The organism is Pseudomonas segetis, assembly GCF_900188155.1.
Lineage (GTDB): Bacteria > Pseudomonadota > Gammaproteobacteria > Pseudomonadales > Pseudomonadaceae > Aquipseudomonas > Aquipseudomonas segetis.
The window spans coordinates 193,306-210,776 of the sequence record NZ_FZOG01000003.1 but is presented as its reverse complement, the minus strand read 5'-3'; the positions used below and the strand labels follow the sequence as shown (position 1 = coordinate 210,776).

Here is a 17,471-nt window from a genome sequence, read left to right as displayed (position 1 = left end):
ACACAACAGGACGATACCTTTCGTTTGCGGGCTGGGATTAATGATCTTTCCCTACTTCGTCAGCAACACCTTGCTGCTGATTGCAACGGGCTGCGTACTTATGGTCACGCCCTATTTTTTCAGGGGTTGAGCATCAGCGAATCTGATGCTTATGCAGCAAGCGGTAAAATGTCGGCCGCGAAATACCCAAGCCACGTGCCGCCTGGCTGCAATTTTCCGGGTACTTTGCCATTGCATCGCTGAGCGCCTGGATCTCGGCTCTGCGCTTATAGTCTTCCAGGGTCCCAAGCCGCTCAATCAGCACGCTGCTTTGTTCAAGGCCAAGATCCTTGGCTTCAATCTGGCGTCCCTCTGCCAATACCAAACCACGCCTCACGCGGTTCGCCAGCTCACGCACATTACCGGGCCATTTATGCTCGGTTAACTGCCTCAAGGCATCTTCACTGAAGCGCTTTGCCCGTCGACCTGTTTCGGCGCTGTACAAACTGGCGAAATAATTCGCCAGCATCGGTATGTCCGCCACCCGTTCATGCAGGGCGGCGGTATGCACCTGCAGCACATTGAGGCGGTAATACAGGTCTTCACGGAAGCTGCCATTCTTGATCGCGGCCTCCAGATCAATATGGGTGGCGGCCAGGACTCGCACATCAACCGATATCGGCTGGCTCCCGCCCACACGCTCTATCTGTTTCTCTTGCAAGAAACGCAGCAGGTTTGCTTGCAGCTCAAGGGGTAGATCGCCAATCTCATCAAGGAACAAGGTGCCACCGTCTGCCGACTCGATCCGGCCGATTTTGCGCTGGTGCGCACCGGTGAATGCCCCTTTCTCGTGGCCAAACAGCTCCGACTGGATAAGGTGTTCGGGAATTGCCCCGCAATTGATCGCTATAAACGGCTTACCTGCTCGACTCGAGCGCCGATGCAGGGTTCTTGCGACGAGCTCTTTACCTGTGCCGCTTTCACCACGAATCAGCACCGGAGAATGCGTCGGCGCCAACTTGGCCAATAGCTTGCGCAAATCACGGATGGGCGCACTCTGCCCAAGCAACTCATTTTCATGATCGTCAATAACGCCGCTTTTGCGACCACGCAACCTTGCCATGCCGTAGGCCCGACCCAAGGTCACATGCACCCGAGACACATCAAACGGCAGGGTGTGGTAGTCAAAAAACCACTCGCCGACAAACTCACCCAACGCATTAGCCGACGACAACAAATCAGGACTGAGCACAGCAATCCACTCGGTGCCGCTACGGCTTAGCAACTGCTTGATTGCGGCTGGGCGACGCAAGTGCATTTCATTGAGCCGGATCAAACCGACATCGCAGTCGCGCTCCTCCGCATGCTCAAGCATGCAGCCTTCCACGGTCCATCCTGCTTCTCGCAGACCCGGTAACAGCGAGCGACAATCATCACATGGGTCTACTACCAGGAGGCGCCGCAATGTACTCGTATCATTAAGCATACCTTTCCTTGGCGCCAAATAATTAACGTTTTTAATCAAAGGCTTAGGCGCGATTACAGTTACCCTAGCAATACTTTAGATAACGACTTGGAACAATTCATACTAAGGCGCTAACGCTAAATAACTAGCCGTTCAAAACAAGCGGATCTGGAGATTAACCGGGCGAAATAACTGCATTTTTTGTGACGCAGTTCCGCAACCGGTGAACCATATGCACACCTCGTCTAACGCAGGCAAAAGGTTCACTATGTGACATTGCCTAAAGCATCTATTGAGCAGCTGTCACTTCAGAGGCTGAAACCCTGTCAAAACAGCCGGTCCTCTACACAACAGGCTGTTGTACTTAGGCCAGCAGCGCCCTCGCTAGGTTTGTAGATGATCCGGAATGCGGCGACAGATAGTCCCACTTATAGGCGCTTGGACTAGGCGCATGTACTCTTGGGCCCAAGCCTTTAAGATAGCTCACATAATTCTTATGTCGGACCCACGAGCCGAGCAGCACTCAGAGCACAGACAATGTTGGAATCGGAACTAAAAGCCTTCTACATGGTTGCCCAATTGGGCAGCGTCACGCTTGCAGCCAAGCGGCTGGGCTTGAGCCAGCCGACAGTCACCAACCAGATCCGCCAACTCGAAAGCCATTTTGCTGTCGAGCTTTTTTATCGCGGCGGCCGGCGTCTGACTCTGAGTGAAACAGGAACACGTTTACTACCGCTGATCAAACCGATGATCAGCCATAGTTTGAACGTCGAGTTTTTCCTGAGTAACGCCGGCAGCAATGCGGGGCGTCTACGCATTGGAGCCACAGCGCCGTATTACATCCTAGACCTGCTCAAGGCATACCGCGAAACCCACAGTGGTCACATCAGCCTGGAATTGGGCAACTCGCAGCAAATGATGGATGCGCTTGATGAATACCGGGTTGATCTGGTGACCTCATCTCAGCAATTGACCGACTCGCGGCTTTTTTGCATGCGCCTGGGCCAAGATCCGCTGGTGCTGATTGTGCATCGCCGGCATCCCCTAGCTAACCAGGGTCGTATTCCACTGAGTGCAATTGAAGGTCATTGCGTGTTGATGCGTGAGCATGGCTCGCACACCCGCCAGCTGACCGAGGACATGCTCACTCGCGCCCAAATCAAACTTGAGAATGTGATAGAAATTGGCAGCCGTGAGGCCATTCGCGAAGCCGTATTGCGTAATATCGGCGTGAGTATTATTGCTAGGCACGAAGTGCCGGACAGTCAGGAACTTCGCATAGTGACTATCCAGCAATCAACGCTCCTTGATGAGTTCATCTATTGCCTCAAGGAGCGGCGCGGCGCACGACTCATCGACAACTTCCTGCAGGTTGCACAAACCCATTTCGGTTAAGCGGCCAACTTGATCAGTACAATACCGACAGTCACCGTTATTGCCGCAATCAACCTACGTTTGCCGAACGGCTCTTTGAACAACAGCGTGGCAATCACCGCGCCAATGATCACGCTGCTTTCTCGCAGTGCGGCGATCTTTGCCACGTTATCCAATGTCATAGCCCATAAAACCAATGCGTAAGCAGCGCTGTATGTCAGCCCGCCAAATATTGATATTGGCCAATATTCACGGAGGTGTTTGCGCAACGCCGAGCGCCGGGACACCGCGGCAAACAGAGGAATAGGCACGCTCAGCAGTAGCGTGAAGTACACCAAATAAGACAGAACGCCCGTTGCGCTACGCACGCCGTAAGCATCAATCACCGTATACAAGGCCACACAAACACCTGCGGCCAAGGCATAGCAAGGCGCACGCCATTGGCGAGTCACATGCAGGAGGCTGAGCACCCCCAGCGACAGAATCACAACCCCCAATATTCCCAATGCAGGTAATGACTCACCCAGCCACAATGCTGCAAAAATCACCACCAGCAAAGGTGGTAAACCGCGAGTCAGCGGATACACCTGGCCGAAATCCCCAAAGTGATATGCATTGATCAGGAAGTAGCGATAGAACAGATTGACCGTAACGGACAACCCGATCAGCCCCCATACAGATAGCGATGGCACCGCAACAAAGGGAGCGGCGATAAGGGCAACAACAAAGGCCACAACATCGACCATCGCCATCGCTGACAATCGATCGTTGCTGGACTTGACCACCGCATTCCAACTGGCGTGCATAAATGCCGAAATCAGCACAAGAAGTGTGGCCAAGTTGATATCGGACATAGATGAGCTCTCTATAAGAAGAGCCCAAGCTTGCCAATCACTAAGCTATCAGTCCAATCGGTTATAAAGCAGCGCCCTATCAATCTGACTGATTGTTGAAGCGGCGGCCTGAATTGACCTCGGCTGGCTGGCGAACGGCGTTTTCATTGCCATTAGGTCAATATTCCTATGGAGTCATAGTCATTTTTGCCCAGCACTCCTTAACCTCAAAAGCTACACAAATCGATCCTATCTACTTGTTTTAAATAGAACTTATTAATGACGCAAGCAAATGCAACCCCTGCATTATGGTCATGATGTTGGTTCTTTTTTAGTTTTGTGTTTGTCAGTTCAACTCGTCGTGATACACCAGATCCAAGCGACTGCAACTGCGTAAGACGCCGCCAGAGTATCTACGCCCGCTCTATTCCTATCTGCCAAAACCGATTTTCATTAGTCGTTTACAGCGATTTCACCGATTAGTTTCGGTAGCTGGCACTGCATAGGGATACATCATGGCCTCATCGTTCAGTCAGATTTCGACCATACCGCTCTCTATCCATAACATCGGCAAGTCCTTTGGTAAACAAAGTGTGCTTAGCGATGTTTCACTCGATGTTAATGCCGGCGAACTGGTATGCCTGCTCGGTCCTTCCGGATGTGGGAAAACCACCCTGCTGCGCATAATTGCGGGCCTGGAGAAACAAGACAGCGGTCGTCTGATGATGGGCCCACGTGATATCTCACGCGCTCATCCACAAGATCGCGACTACGGCATTTTGTTTCAGTCTTATGCCTTGTTTCCCAACCTGACCGTTGCCCAAAATATCAGCTATGGCCTGAGCACACGCAACCTGTTGCGCTCTGAAATGCGCGAGCGGACCGAGCAAATGCTCGAGCTGGTTGGGCTCAGCGCAATCGCCAACAAATACCCAGGCCAACTATCCGGAGGACAACAGCAGCGCGTGGGCCTGGCACGCGCGCTAGCACCCTCGCCGTCATTGCTCTTGCTTGACGAGCCAATGTCCGCACTGGATGCCAAAGTCCGTGAGCACTTGCGTCACGAATTGCGCAGTCTGCAAAAGAATCTGGGAATCACAACCGTAATGGTCACCCATGACCAAGATGAGGCAATGGTCATGGCCGACAGAATTGCCTTAATGAACCAGGGACGGATTGAACAATTCGATACCCCGGAAAATATATATCGCAATCCGGCCACCCCCTTTGTCGCCAACTTTATCGGCCAAGCCAATTGGCTCGACTATCAGAGTACGAGTCAGGGCAAAGCCCATCTTGGACCACTTTCACTGAGCCTGGACAATATCCCTGATGGTGGCCCGGGCCGACTCTTTTGCAGACCCGAAGCGTTGCGCGTCGACAATCTTCCACAGGCCAGCAACAGCATCGCCGCGCAAATTGTTGACAAGCTGTTTCTAGGCAATCGCTATCGCCTGACAGTCGCACTGGAACAACTCGAGGACCAGCACCTTGTTGCAGAAATAAGCACAGATCTGACCGCCATGCCCCTTAATACCGGCCGCATATGGCTAACGCTGCCATCTCACAGCTTACAAGCTTTTCCGGGAGCAGCGGCATGACCAGTGTGCAGCACATTCAAGCTGAGCCGGCACAGCGCAAAGCACTATTGAAAACGGCCAGCGCACAACAACTCGACTTCTTGTTTACCCGTGGCGTGAAGGCGCTAATGGTCTCATTTGTGGTGATCGGCCTCGCATTACCGCTGATCGCCATGCTGGGCAAAGTTTTCGATGTGGAGGGCGGCCTGAACGGGGTATGGCAAATGCTCACCAGTTCGCGCTTTATGTGGCTGGTTGGTAATAGCGTCAAGGTTTCACTCAGCACCGTTGCCTTGGTGGTCCCCACTGCCTACGTGTTTGCCTACGCCCTGCAACGTAGCTGGATACCAGGTAAAAGCCTGCTACGAGGTATTGCCTTACTACCGCTGATGGCGCCCTCCATGTTGTCGGCAATCGCCTTGATCTACCTCTTTGGCAATCAAGGCTTGCTGAAAGCCTGGTTCCCAGATGGAATCTACGGGTTTTCGGGCATTGTGTTGGGTCAGGTATTTTACAACTTCCCTATGGCCTTGATGATTCTGATCTCCGCATTGGGTATGGCCGATGCCCGCCTTTATGACGCCTCGGTCAGCATGGGTGCCAATCACTGGAAAACCTTCCTCAATGTGACATGGCCTGGCACGCGTTACGCAGTCTTTGCTTCCAGCTGCCTGGTCTTTACCCAAACCATCACCAACTTTGGCATTCCCGTTGTGATCGGCGGCGACTATCAGGTCCTCGCGATGGAAGCTTACAAGTCGGTGGTCGGCCAGCAAAAATTCTCCGAGGGCGCTCTGATTGGCAGCATTCTGTTAGTCCCTGCCTTGATCAGTTTTGCAGTTGATCTGTGGATGCGGAAATTACGCGGCAGCCAAGTCAGCAGCCAGGCACCCACCTATGTGGCGCCCAGCAATCGTCTACGTGACAGCATCTTGTTGTTGGCTGCTGCAGCGGTTGCCATCGCACTTCTGAGTCTGGTCGTCATGGCCGTTGCAGCCTCGCTGATCAACTTCTGGCCGTATGATTTGTCATTCTCGCTGCGTCACTACGACTTTGAATCTTCTGGTGGTGTTGGCTGGCTGGCTTATCGCAACAGCTTATTGCTGGCGAGCCTGACCGCTGTGGTCGGCACGCCGGTGATTTTCACCTGCGCCTACCTGATGGAGAAAACCAGCAGCGGTTGGCTCGACGGTCTTTTGCGCTTGCTGTGCATGTTGCCTATGGCTGTACCCGGACTGGTCATGGGCCTGGGTTACGTGTTTTTCTTCAACAGCCCCAGCAACCCTCTAAATGGCATGTATGGCGGCATAGGATTGATGGTCGTCTGTTGCATCATGCGCTTCCTCACCCCGGCACAAATGACTGCCACCACGGCGTTGCGCCAGCTGAATGAAGAGATTGAGGCCGCTTCACTTTCTTTGAAAGTACCACTGCTCACCACTTACCGGCGCGTCACTCTGCCTATCTGCCTACCGGCATTGCTTGAAGTATTCCGCTATCTGTTCGTCTCATCCATGACGTCAGTATCCGCACTTATTTTCCTCTATAGCCCGGATACGATTCTAGCCGCGGTGGCCGTGCTCAATCTCGATGACTCAGGAAACATCGGCGCTAGTGCCGCCCTGTCTTCCCTGATTCTTCTGACCTCAGCAGCAATCTCGCTGATGCTTTATGGGCTCTCACGCGGCCTGCTCAGGCATACCCAGCTCTGGCGTGCTTGAACCACCTTTTTCCTGATATCACTCACCCACTGTAAGAGGCTTACCATGATTAAAACTTGGAATACACTCACGGCTGCAGTTCTTGGTTTAGGCATTACAAGTAGCGCCTTTGCCACCGAGCTGACCGTCTATACCGCCATGGAAAATGAACAGCTTGCAGGTTACAAAAAAGCCTTTGAAACTCAAAACCCGGACATTGAGATCAAATGGGTGCGCGACTCTACTGGGATTATCACGGCCAAACTCCTCGCCGAAAAAGATAACCCGCGAGCAGATGTCATCTGGGGGTTGTATGCCTCAAGCGTAGCCTTGCTTGGCAAGGAAGGAATGCTCGAAGCTTATGCCCCCAAGGGCGTTGAAAAGCTAGATGCCAAATTCCGTGATCCACAAAATCCACCGTTATGGGTGGGCAATGGTGTTGAGGCCACTGCGGTCTGTGTAAATACCGTGGAAGCCAAGAAGCAGAACCTGCCGATCCCTACCAGCTGGGAAGACCTGACCAATCCGGTTTATCAAGGCAAAATCGTAATGCCCAACCCTGCCTCGTCCGGCACTGGCTATTCAGCCGTCAATGCCTGGCTGCAAATCATGGGTGAGAACAAAGCTTGGACATTCATGGACAAGCTTCACACCAACATCGGCCAATACACCCACTCAGGTTCAAAACCCTGCACACAGGCTGCAATGGGTGAATACCCTATAGGTATCTCACTGGATTTTCGTGCTATTACACTTAAACGGCAAGGCGCCCCGCTGGACATCGTGCTGCCGAAGGAAGGCCTGGGGCTGGATATCAACTCAGTTGCACTGATCAAGGGCAGTAAAAAACTCGAAGCAGCAAAAAAGCTCGAAGACTTTGCCATCAGCGAAAAAGCATTTCTGCTCTATCAACCTAACGCGGCGGCATTGGCGCGGCCTGAGTTCAATGTCAAATTGGCAGAGATGCCAGACGCCTATTACGATCGTTTGATCTCTGTGGACTTCAACAAAGCCGGTAGCCAGCGTGCCAAAGTACTGGAGAAGTGGCGTGAGCGTTATGACGGTAAGTCAGAGCCAAAAAACTAACGGTCATCAGGTTGCAAGCGGCAGTTCATGGTGCACCGCCGCTTGCATTCAAGCCCCCTGTTTAGTGTTGGCCAACTCCATAAAAGCCTCAACCAGTCGCGATTGACTACGCCGCTCCAGGCAGCCGATCATGTGCTGATTGGTCAAACCATCGCCAACAATTGTCACCACCCCTAAACGCGGATCATGGCTGTACTCGGCCGACGAAACGATGCCTATGCCCAAATCTTCCGCTACCGCCTCAGATACTGCTTCGCGGCTGTCCAACTCCAGCAAAACCCGCGGCTTAACGCCTGAATGCTCACATGCCCGATTAAATGTACGCCGGGTAACTGAATCCGGCTCACGCAGTACCATGATCTGTTGATCCAGCTGTTCAATGCCAATTCGCTTCCCTACCCACTGGTGCGCGATAGGGACGAGCGCGCATATCTGTGAAACGCACATGGCTTGCAGGCGCAGTTCTTTGCGCGGTTCAACATCGGTCATCACAGCAACATCGACGTGTTCACAGAGCAATGCCGCAAGTGTTTCCTGCGCGTTGCCCAAGCGCAAATTAACCACTACACCTGGATAAAGTGCGCGCAAACTTGCAATCAGCGGCATAACCAAGTGTGGCCCATCGGCAGCTACCTCTAGTCGTCCTGTGAGTAGCTGCTGGTTCGCTTCAAGCAGGTTTTGCGCTTCTTCCACCAAACTGAACATTGCCCGGGTAATGGTTGCCAGTTGACCGCCCTCATGGGTCAACTCGACACGCTTCGCCGTGCGCCTCAATAACTTGATCTGGTAATGCTCCTCGAGCATTTTGATATGGCCAGTGACAGCTGGTTGACTTATATGCAGCCGTATCGCAGCGCGGGTAAAACTGCCCTCTCGAGCGACAGCATCAAAAGCGCGGAGTTGAAACAGGTTCATGGTTATCGCTCTGCCTTATACATAGACCCAAAATTGAAATTTAGGTGATGCTATGTTGAAGGCAAAAACTATACCTCACTAAACAACTGCTAATGCTCAGAGTGGTGCGGCCAACCTTTTATTCACCTGTTACGGAGTTTGCGAGCCGTGGTGTCAAATGAACCACTCAGAGATTTCAACTGTTTAAGCCGTTAACGCCATCTGCCCCGGCAACCATGGCTGCCGGGGCTAGAGGTTAGAAGAACCCGAGCGGGTTTATGTCATAGCTGATCAGCAGGTTCTTTGTCTGCTGGTAGTGGTCGAGCATCATCTTGTGGGTCTCACGGCCGACGCCCGACTTCTTGTAGCCACCGAAGGCAGCGTGCGCCGGATACAGGTGATAACAGTTGGTCCACACCCGCCCCGCCTTGATCCCACGGCCCATTCGGTATGCGCGGTTTATATCCCGGGTCCAGACACCTGCTCCCAGGCCAAACTCGGTATCGTTAGCGATCGCCAAGGCTTCGGCTTCGTCCTTGAAGGTAGTCACACCCACTACAGGTCCGAATATTTCCTCTTGGAATACACGCATCGAGTTACTGCCTTTGAGCAAGGTCGGCTGAATGTAATAGCCGCTAGCCAGGTCGCCATCAAGGCATTCAACCGCGCCGCCGGTCAGCAACTCGGCGCCCTCCTGCTGAGCAATCTCCAAATAGCTGAGAATCTTGTCGTATTGCTGCTCCGAAGCCTGCGCACCGACCATGGTGTCAGTGTCCAGCGGATTGCCGCGCTTGATCTGTTTGATCTTCTTCATGACTTCGGCCATGAACGCCGGGTAGATCGATTCCTGCACCAGCGCCCGCGAAGGGCATGTACAGACTTCGCCCTGGTTGAAGAACGCCAGCACCAGCCCTTCGGCAGCCTTTTCGATAAAGGCGGGCTCAGCATTCATAATGTCTTCAAAGAAGATATTCGGCGACTTGCCGCCCAGCTCCACAGTCGAGGGAATAATGTTTTCTGCGGCGCATTTAAGGATGTGCGAACCCACCGGGGTAGAACCCGTGAATGCAACCTTGGCGATGCGCTTGCTGGTGGCCAGCGCCTCTCCGGCTTCGCGACCAAAGCCCTGCACAATATTCAGCACGCCAGCCGGCAGCAGGTCGCCAATCAGCTCAGCGAAAAGGGTAATGGAAAGCGGCGTCTGCTCGGCGGGCTTGAGTACCACGCAGTTACCCGCGGCCAGGGCCGGCGCAAGCTTCCAGGCCGCCATAAGTAGCGGGAAGTTCCATGGGATGATCTGCCCAACCACACCCAAGGGTTCGTGGAAATGATACGCCGCCGTATGCTCATCTATCTCAGCGGCACTGCCTTCTTGGGCGCGAATGCAACCAGCGTAGTAACGAAAATGATCGGCGGCTAACGGCACGTCGGCGTTTAATGTTTCGCGCACGGCTTTGCCGTTGTCCCACGTCTCGGCCACGGCCAATTGTTCCAGATTGGCTTCGATGCGGTCGGCAATTTTAAGCAGAATCAACGAGCGCGCCTGAACCGAAGTCTTGCCCCAGGCATCGGCAGCCCCATGGGCCGCATCGAGGGCCCGCTCGATATCTGCGATGGCGGAACGGGGAAACTCACCGATCACCGAGGCATCGACCGGGCTGGTGTTGGTGAAGTAGGTGCCGTTGATTGGGGCGACAAACTCGCCACCAATAAAATTGCCATAACGTGGTTTAAGATTAATAACAGCACCTGGCGTACCGGGTTTGGCGTAAATCATGGGCATGGCCTCTCATATCGATAGAGCGCTGGACAGAGCAACAAAACAGGCTGCCAGAGCGCTCGATCAGCCGCTCTGGCCTGGTTCAGGATCAAGAGCCCTGAGGGGTTTCACCGCGCTTGAGGCGAGCGTTTATCTCCTCGATCACCGCCGGCAGATCATTGATGGTGTCGATCATGTAGTGCGGACGCGAACCTTCGAACATCGAGGCGATACGCGCGCGTTCCTGCTTGAGCTTTGCTTCTGGCAGGTTCTTGAACTCGTCGTACGTCAGGCCCAAAGCATTGCCCGAGCAGGTCAGCGCGACGGTCCACATCCCTGCGCTGCGGCCTTCGAGAATGCCCGGCCAGGTGTCGTCAACCTTTACGCAGGCTGCGACATCACTGATGCCCAAGGCGATGACATTGGCCAGCGACTGTGCTGGATAAGGTCGGCCATTTGGCACTTCATCGGTGGCAACCACATGGTCGGCAACATAGCCATTACGCTCGGCCAGCTGCACGACCTTCTCCATGACCACTTCAGGATATCCAGAGCAGGAACCGATCTTCAAACCCTTATTGCGCAGGCCAGTAATGGTCTCCAATGCGCCAGGAATCAGCGCCGAGTGCACGGCGATTTTTTCGATCTGCAGCGGCATGAAGCGCTCGTAAATGGCGGTGACATCATCGTCCGTTGGCGTACGGCCAAACGCAGCACAGTAGCGCTCGGCGATTTGCGGTTCATTGCAAAGGGTACGGATGTGATCCCACTTGCCCATACCCATCGGTCCGCGAGCTTCAGCGAGGGAAACCTCCACGCCGAACTCGGCAAAGGCTTCAACGAAGATCTGCGTGGGGGCGAAGGAACCAAAGTCGACAACTGTGCCGGCCCAGTCGAGGATGATGGCTTGCAATTGGCTAGGGTTTTCATAGTTCATGTGGATGACTCCAGTAATGGCCTACAAAAGGCCAGTGAATAATTGGCTATTAAGGTTCAGGCCTTGACAGGGGTACTGCTGATGTCGCGATTTGGAATAAATGGATCGGGGCTCACTCTGCCCTGCGGACGGCTGTTCCAGAACGGCAGCATGATTAGGACTGCGAACACGGCAGAGCCACTGAAGCAGAGGAACACGGTCTCGGTATCGAAGTAGCCAGGCAGTAGCCCGCCGAGCACTGCGCCTACCGAACCACAACCGTTGACGAAACCTGCAGCAGTTCCAGCAGTTTCCTTACCGAAATCAATCGCAGCAGCGCCACTGATCATTGAGTCCGGTCCGTACAAAGTCAGGCCCATCATGAACAGCAGTGCAACCACCACCAATACGCTACCAGTGGCCATGGCTGGCACGAACAGAATCAAACAGGCCGTCAGCGCTATCAGGCTGATAACACAAGCAGGAAAGCGGCGAGCACCAAAGAACTTGTCAGAAAGCAGGCCAATCAGAATAGGCCCTGCCAGACCGGCGACCTCGAAGGCGCTCGGTACAATAGCCGAGGCAACTTTGCCGATCTCGGGCATGCGCTCGTATACCATCACTGGCCCCCACAAGAGAATGGCGTACCGCGCGGGCTTGAGCATGAAATAAGCCAGGCCAAGCACCAGCACGGTGCGGTTCTTGATGATGGTTTTCAGGCAGGAAACAAAGCTGGGATGGGCCTGTACTGCAGCCTCATCGGTTTCACCCAGAGGCTCGGCGGGAGGTAGGCCGACGTCTTGCGGCCTGTTGCGTTGAAAGATGAAAAACAGCAAGGCGACAATCGCAACCACTGCGGCAGTGGAAATAAATGCGGCGCGCCAGTTACCGTAGACTTCATACGCCATCCAGCCGGCAAAGGGCGAAGCCACCAGGCCGCCAAAGGCGTAACAGGTACACCACCATCCAAGCACACGACCGCGCTCTTGGGTGGAGAAGAAACTACCAATATTCTTACAGAGGCCGGACCAACCAGTGGACTGCGCCAAACCCTGAACAAGCATGCAGGTGGCGAAAATGGGGAGCGTGGCGAAGGTGCCCATGATGGCTGCGGCCAAGGCGGAGATGATCAGTCCACCCAGTACAACCACGCGTGGCCCGAAGCGGTCTGCAAGGATACCCCAGGTAAACTGGCCAACAGCATAGGCTCCCAAGTAGAGAGCATCGAGGTTAGCCATAACCGCTTTTTCCATCAGCAAATCTGGATCATCACCGATACCCAATTTGGCTACAGAAAAGGCCTTGCGAGTAAAATAGAATGCAGCATAAGCAAGCCAGGTAATGGCGAAAATCTGTAAACGCCAGCGACGCCGACTGGAGGGATTGCCACTCGCTGATGCATAAGGTGAAGTGTTCATGCGGTATTCCTCTGGAAGATGCTAGCAGTCAAATTGGCTGCCGTTTTTTGTTGTTTTAAGTGCACTTCTTGTCCGTTACGATGAACGGATTTCAGATGAATCGAGCCCACACTCTTACCGTTCGGCGCCATTAGCTCTTGGAGCAAACGACGCTTTACAGATGGAGATGAACTCTTACAGCGCGCCCCTGGAGACGCTTGTTACTCAGGCAAACATCATCATGTGTTAGACGACTGATCTACACCCATGACATCCAATGCATCAGCGATTGCACGTAGCAACTGCAGGACAATGCGCTCGTCGATCTGGCCGATGCAGCCGATGCGAAAACTCTCGGCAATCGTCAGTTTTCCGGGGTAGATCACGAACTGACGGGCTTTGAGTTCATCGTAAAAACGCTTGAACTCGAAATTCGGGTGCTCAGGGCTGAAGAATGTAATGATGATTGGGGACAACCATTGATCTTCGAGCAGCGTTTTAAATCCTAGCGCACGCATTCCCGCAACCAAGGTGTTGCGATTATTCGTATAGCGCGCCTCACGACCCGCAACCCCGCCCTCTTGTTGGTGCTGTTCAAGCGCTTTACGAAATGCAACTACGCTGTGGGTTGGGGGAGTGAAGCGCCATTGTCCGGTGCGCTCCATGTACTGCCATTGCTCAAACAGATCGAGGCTCAGTGAGTGAGCCCGACCCTTTGATTGCTCCAGTAGGGTGCGGCGGATGATGACGAAACCAAAGCCGGGAATACCTTCGATACACTTGTTAGCGGAGGAAACCATGACATCAAATGGGATCTGATCGACCGTCAAAGGCACCGCACCAAATGAGCTCATTGCATCGACAATCAACCCCTTGCCGCGCGACTTGATCACTTCGGCAAGTTCTTTGAGAGGGTTGAGAATTCCGGAACTGGTTTCGCAATGCACCAGAAATACGTCTGTAATCTCTGGATCAGCGTCGAGCATCTCGGCCACTTTTTCCGGCTCTGGAGGCAAATAGTCGCCCATATCTAGATCAACATGCGCACGCCCCAGGTAGTCGAGTATCTGTCCGGCGCGCTTTCCATAAGCACCGTTCATCAACACCAATGCCTTACCATCTCGTGCAATAGCGGTGGCCATTGCGGCCTCCACCGCAAATGTCCCGCTGCCTTGCAAGGGGACACAGCAATAACTGTCATCGCTGATACCGGCCATAACCAGCAAGCCTTGGCGAATTTCGGCAGTCACCTGATTGAAATCACCATCCCAGGAGCCCCAGTCTCGCAACATGGCTTGCTTGGTCGCCAACGAAGTGGTCAACGGGCCTGGCGTGAGCAGAAAAGGCTCGCCCAGTGCCGGGGCGGTAATTGCAGGTCGGTTTGGGAGGAACTCTGCTTTGCTCATAATCGTCTCCAGCGTTTCGGTTTGCGACGTTCTGCCGCGATGGAGAGATAAAAACAATTTGCCATGAATAAATAAAATCGATTAATAATATTTTAGAAATATCTAAAACTTATAACTGGTGAATCACTATGGCTGTCTCCAATGCTCAGTTGCGTGCATTTCATGCGGTTGCCTTGACCGGAAGTTTTACCCGGGCAGCACAAAAGCTGTTTCTCAGCCAGCCGGCAGTGTCTGATCAGGTACGCAAGCTTGAAGAGCATTTTGAGATATTGCTATTTCATCGAAACAAACGCTCGGTGCACCTGACCGAATTGGGTGAACAGCTGTTGGGCATCACGCAACGCCTATATACCGTGGCTGATGAAGCTCAGGAGTTACTGTCTAACTCAAGTGTTCTGCAAACGGGAAGTCTCACGCTCGCCGTCGACTCACCGGTACATGGACTGCCATTTATTGCTCGATTCAATCAGCGTTATCCAGGTATTCGCGTGCGTCTGGTAACGGGTAATACCGATGAAGTGCTGAGTCGTTTGTTCGCCTACAAGGCGGATGTCGGAATCGTCGGGCGCCCCGTAGAAGATGAGCGTTTATTACGCGTGGAGTTAAGTACTGCGCCCTTGGTGGCATTTGTTGCACCAGACCATCCATGGAGCAGTCGCCAGTGCATCCACTTGGAAGACCTGCATGAAGTGCCAATGGTTTTGCGTGAACAAGGCTCCATGACTCGGCAATACATAGCAGACGAGATGCGCAGTGCGGGTCACACGCTACGCACTGCAATTGAGGTAGAGGGCCGGGAAGCAGTATTTGAAACCGTCGCCGCAGGTTTGGGTGTAGGAATAGTCTCTGCGGCAGAACTTGGTTCAAGTCGAAGCCTGCATGTTTTGCCGATTGTAGACAGCCAGCAATACATGACAGAAACCCTTGTGTGCCTCAAGGAACAGGGCTCGCGACGAATAATCGAAACCTTCCTGAATATCGTACGAGAGTCCTCAGCAAAGGACACGAGCGGGGTCTAGCGGTGCTTGATGCGCTTTGGCAAGCCTATTTCAAAACCAGCAAGTCTCAAGACGCAAGTACAGCAATTGGCAACACATGAAGGCGAGTTTATCTATTGGCTAACCCTGGAGCGAACAAGCCAGGGATTGTGGACAACTCAAGTTATCCACAATCCCTAGTTAAGATGGAAAAGCTCTGAGAGCTTCAATCTTTTCCAACCACAGCCGTCACTCGACAGTGACGGACTTGGCCAGGTTGCGGGGCTGGTCTACATCTGTGCCCTTGAGCACGGCGACGTAGTACGACAGCAGTTGCAGCGGGATGGTGTAGAGAATCGGCGCAAGTGCGTCGTGGATATGCGGCATGTTGACCACGTGGGTGCCTTCGCCATTGCTCATACCGGCTTTTTCATCGGCAAATACAATCAACTCGCCACCGCGCGCGCGCACTTCCTGCAGGTTGGACTTTAGCTTTTCCAACAGCTCGTTATTCGGTGCGACCGTGACCACAGGCATATCCGCGTCAACCAAGGCCAATGGACCGTGCTTGAGCTCGCCTGCAGGGTAGGCTTCGGCGTGGATGTATGAAATCTCCTTGAGTTTCAAGGCGCCTTCCATCGCGACCGGATACTGCGCGCCGCGGCCCAGGAACAGGGTGTGGTGCTTCTCGGAAAAGTGCTCGGAAACCTTTTCAACCACGGCGTCCATTGCCAATGCCTCACCCAGGCGGGTTGGCAGGCGACGCAGCTCGGCAACCAATTCTGCCTCAAGCTGTGGATCAAGCGTGCCTCGCACACGGCCCATGGCCAGGGTCAGTAACATCAGCGCGACCAACTGCGTGGTGAAGGCCTTGGTTGAAGCCACACCAATTTCCGGGCCGGCCAGGGTCAACAAGGTCAGGTCGGACTCACGAACCAGCGAGCTGATACCGACGTTACAAATCGCCAGGCTGGCCAGGTAGCCGCCTTGCTCAGGAGTGAGATCCTTGGCATTGCGCAGCGCCGCCAGGGTGTCGGCGGTTTCACCAGACTGCGAAATACTGACAAACAAGGTGTCTGGCTGGACCACAACCTTGCGGTAGCGGAACTCGCTGGCCACTTCGATCTGGCACGGAATACCGGCCAGTTCTTCGAGCCAGTAACGTGCAACCATACCCGCGTGATAGCTGGTGCCACAGGCAACAATCTGGATATTTTTAACCTTGGCGAAAATATCCGCTGCTTGTGGGCCAAACGCCTGCACCAGGACGTGATCATCGGCCAAGCGGCCTTCCAGGGTGCGTTGAACCACGGATGGCTGTTCGTGGATTTCCTTGAGCATAAAGTGGCGGTATTCACCTTTGTCAGCCGCTTCCGCACCTTCGTGGTATTGCACCTGTTCGCGCTTCACCGCCTTGCCGTCAATATCCCAGATCTGCACTTCATCACGGCAAATCTGCGCAATATCACCTTCTTCCAGGTACATGAAACGGTCAGTCACCTGACGCAGGGCCAGTTGGTCGGATGCCAGGAAGTTCTCGCCAAGTCCCAGGCCAATCACCAACGGGCTGCCACTACGGGCCGCGACAATACGGTCAGGCTGCTTGGCGCTGATGACCGCCAGGCCATAAGCACCGTGCAGTTGCTTGACCGCCACTTTCAGCGCGGCGGTGAGGTCTGGTTCACTCTTCAGGGTGTGGTCGAGCAGGTGGACTATCACTTCTGTATCGGTGTCGGAGCTGAAGCTGTAGCCCAAGCTCTTGAGCTGATCACGTAGCGCATCGTGGTTTTCAATGATGCCGTTGTGCACAACCGCCAGTTGATGCCCGGAGAAGTGAGGGTGCGCATTGCGCTCACTCGGTGCACCATGGGTTGCCCAGCGCGTGTGAGCGATACCCACCCGTCCTGGAAGCGGCTCGGCCTTGAGCGCGGCTTCGAGTTCGCTGACCTTGCCAACCCGGCGACGGCGATCCAGCTCGCCCGCCTCGTTGAGCAGGGCGACACCGGCGCTGTCGTACCCGCGATATTCAAGGCGCTTGAGGCCCTCGACCAGTACAGCGGTGATATTGCGTTCAGCTACCGCTCCGACGATTCCACACATAATTG

Annotated in this window: 13 protein-coding genes; 5 read left to right on the top strand and 8 right to left on the bottom strand. The window is 54.0% G+C overall.

Going from position 1 to position 17,471, the window contains the following annotated elements; genetic code table 11:
- Window positions 1–133 precede the first annotated feature (133 nt).
- A complete protein-coding gene (locus tag CHB79_RS12220; RefSeq protein WP_089360119.1) occupies window positions 134–1,465 on the bottom strand; it encodes a sigma-54 dependent transcriptional regulator in 1,332 nt (443 codons plus the stop codon).
- 516 nt (window positions 1,466–1,981) lie between these two features.
- Here CHB79_RS12220 and CHB79_RS12215 point away from each other — a divergent pair.
- Window positions 1,982–2,839 (top strand): LysR substrate-binding domain-containing protein, encoded by an 858-nt coding sequence (locus tag CHB79_RS12215; RefSeq protein WP_089360118.1) that lies wholly within the window; start codon window positions 1,982–1,984, stop codon window positions 2,837–2,839.
- Here the strand turns inward: CHB79_RS12215 and CHB79_RS12210 are convergent.
- Window positions 2,836–3,672, bottom strand: coding sequence for an EamA family transporter (locus CHB79_RS12210; protein ID WP_089360117.1), 837 nt, complete (start codon window positions 3,670–3,672; stop codon window positions 2,836–2,838). The genes CHB79_RS12215 and CHB79_RS12210 overlap by 4 nt on opposite strands.
- A gap of 494 nt (window positions 3,673–4,166) precedes the next feature.
- Here CHB79_RS12210 and CHB79_RS12205 point away from each other — a divergent pair, with 494 nt between their 5' ends.
- Genes CHB79_RS12205 through CHB79_RS12195 form a run of 3 tightly spaced genes read left to right on the top strand, consistent with a single transcriptional unit; the run spans window position 4,167 to window position 8,017 of the window.
- Window positions 4,167–5,252, top strand: a complete 1,086-nt coding sequence (locus CHB79_RS12205) for a putative 2-aminoethylphosphonate ABC transporter ATP-binding protein (protein ID WP_089360116.1) — start codon at window positions 4,167–4,169, stop codon at window positions 5,250–5,252.
- Window positions 5,249–6,952 carry a putative 2-aminoethylphosphonate ABC transporter permease subunit gene (locus CHB79_RS12200; RefSeq protein ID WP_089360115.1) on the top strand — a complete coding sequence of 568 codons (1,704 nt, stop codon included), beginning with the start codon at window positions 5,249–5,251 and terminating at the stop codon, window positions 6,950–6,952. Before CHB79_RS12205 ends, CHB79_RS12200 begins: the two co-directional genes overlap by 4 nt.
- 45 nt (window positions 6,953–6,997) lie before the next feature.
- Window positions 6,998–8,017, top strand: a complete 1,020-nt coding sequence (locus CHB79_RS12195) for a putative 2-aminoethylphosphonate ABC transporter substrate-binding protein (protein WP_089360114.1) — start codon at window positions 6,998–7,000, stop codon at window positions 8,015–8,017.
- A gap of 48 nt (window positions 8,018–8,065) precedes the next feature.
- On the opposite strand, the gene CHB79_RS12190 is transcribed toward CHB79_RS12195, so the two are convergent.
- The 5 genes from CHB79_RS12190 to CHB79_RS12170 form a co-directional block, all read right to left on the bottom strand.
- On the bottom strand, window positions 8,066–8,932 hold the full coding sequence (locus CHB79_RS12190) for a LysR substrate-binding domain-containing protein (protein WP_089360113.1): 867 nt from the start codon (window positions 8,930–8,932) through the stop codon (window positions 8,066–8,068).
- Window positions 8,933–9,167: 235 nt separating this feature from the next.
- Window positions 9,168–10,688 carry an acetaldehyde dehydrogenase ExaC gene (gene exaC / locus CHB79_RS12185; protein WP_089360356.1) on the bottom strand — a complete coding sequence of 507 codons (1,521 nt, stop codon included), beginning with the start codon at window positions 10,686–10,688 and terminating at the stop codon, window positions 9,168–9,170.
- A 91-nt stretch (window positions 10,689–10,779) separates the two neighbouring features.
- Window positions 10,780–11,607 carry a phosphonoacetaldehyde hydrolase gene (gene phnX, locus CHB79_RS12180; RefSeq protein ID WP_089360112.1) on the bottom strand — a complete coding sequence of 276 codons (828 nt, stop codon included), beginning with the start codon at window positions 11,605–11,607 and terminating at the stop codon, window positions 10,780–10,782.
- Window positions 11,608–11,663: 56 nt separating this feature from the next.
- Entirely contained in the window at window positions 11,664–13,004 is a 1,341-nt protein-coding gene (locus CHB79_RS12175) for an MFS transporter (protein WP_089360111.1), read from the bottom strand.
- Between the two features lie 218 nt (window positions 13,005–13,222).
- Complete coding sequence (locus CHB79_RS12170) at window positions 13,223–14,389, bottom strand: 2-aminoethylphosphonate--pyruvate transaminase (RefSeq protein WP_089360110.1); 1,167 nt, start codon at window positions 14,387–14,389, stop codon at window positions 13,223–13,225.
- A gap of 128 nt (window positions 14,390–14,517) precedes the next feature.
- On the opposite strand from CHB79_RS12170, the gene CHB79_RS12165 reads away from it, so the two are divergent.
- On the top strand, window positions 14,518–15,408 hold the full coding sequence (locus tag CHB79_RS12165; RefSeq protein WP_089360109.1) for a LysR substrate-binding domain-containing protein: 891 nt from the start codon (window positions 14,518–14,520) through the stop codon (window positions 15,406–15,408).
- 207 nt (window positions 15,409–15,615) lie between these two features.
- On the opposite strand, the gene glmS is transcribed toward CHB79_RS12165, so the two are convergent.
- Window positions 15,616–17,466 (bottom strand): glutamine--fructose-6-phosphate transaminase (isomerizing), encoded by a 1,851-nt coding sequence (gene glmS / locus CHB79_RS12160; RefSeq protein WP_089360108.1) that lies wholly within the window; start codon window positions 17,464–17,466, stop codon window positions 15,616–15,618.
- Window positions 17,467–17,471: the final 5 nt, after the last annotated feature.

Excerpts from the sequence above, each read along its gene's own strand:
- CHB79_RS12220 (WP_089360119.1), bottom strand. The coding sequence starts at position 1,465 with ATGCTTAATGATACGAGTACATTGCGGCGCCTCCTGGTAGTAGACCCA.
- CHB79_RS12215 (WP_089360118.1), top strand. The coding sequence starts at position 1,982 with ATGTTGGAATCGGAACTAAAAGCCTTCTACATGGTTGCCCAATTGGGC.
- CHB79_RS12210 (WP_089360117.1), bottom strand. The coding sequence starts at position 3,672 with ATGTCCGATATCAACTTGGCCACACTTCTTGTGCTGATTTCGGCATTT.
- CHB79_RS12205 (WP_089360116.1), top strand. The coding sequence starts at position 4,167 with ATGGCCTCATCGTTCAGTCAGATTTCGACCATACCGCTCTCTATCCAT.
- CHB79_RS12200 (WP_089360115.1), top strand. The coding sequence starts at position 5,249 with ATGACCAGTGTGCAGCACATTCAAGCTGAGCCGGCACAGCGCAAAGCA.
- CHB79_RS12195 (WP_089360114.1), top strand. The coding sequence starts at position 6,998 with ATGATTAAAACTTGGAATACACTCACGGCTGCAGTTCTTGGTTTAGGC.
- CHB79_RS12190 (WP_089360113.1), bottom strand. The coding sequence starts at position 8,932 with ATGAACCTGTTTCAACTCCGCGCTTTTGATGCTGTCGCTCGAGAGGGC.
- exaC (WP_089360356.1), bottom strand. The coding sequence starts at position 10,688 with ATGATTTACGCCAAACCCGGTACGCCAGGTGCTGTTATTAATCTTAAA.
- phnX (WP_089360112.1), bottom strand. The coding sequence starts at position 11,607 with ATGAACTATGAAAACCCTAGCCAATTGCAAGCCATCATCCTCGACTGG.
- CHB79_RS12175 (WP_089360111.1), bottom strand. The coding sequence starts at position 13,004 with ATGAACACTTCACCTTATGCATCAGCGAGTGGCAATCCCTCCAGTCGG.
- CHB79_RS12170 (WP_089360110.1), bottom strand. The coding sequence starts at position 14,389 with ATGAGCAAAGCAGAGTTCCTCCCAAACCGACCTGCAATTACCGCCCCG.
- CHB79_RS12165 (WP_089360109.1), top strand. The coding sequence starts at position 14,518 with ATGGCTGTCTCCAATGCTCAGTTGCGTGCATTTCATGCGGTTGCCTTG.
- glmS (WP_089360108.1), bottom strand. The coding sequence starts at position 17,466 with ATGTGTGGAATCGTCGGAGCGGTAGCTGAACGCAATATCACCGCTGTA.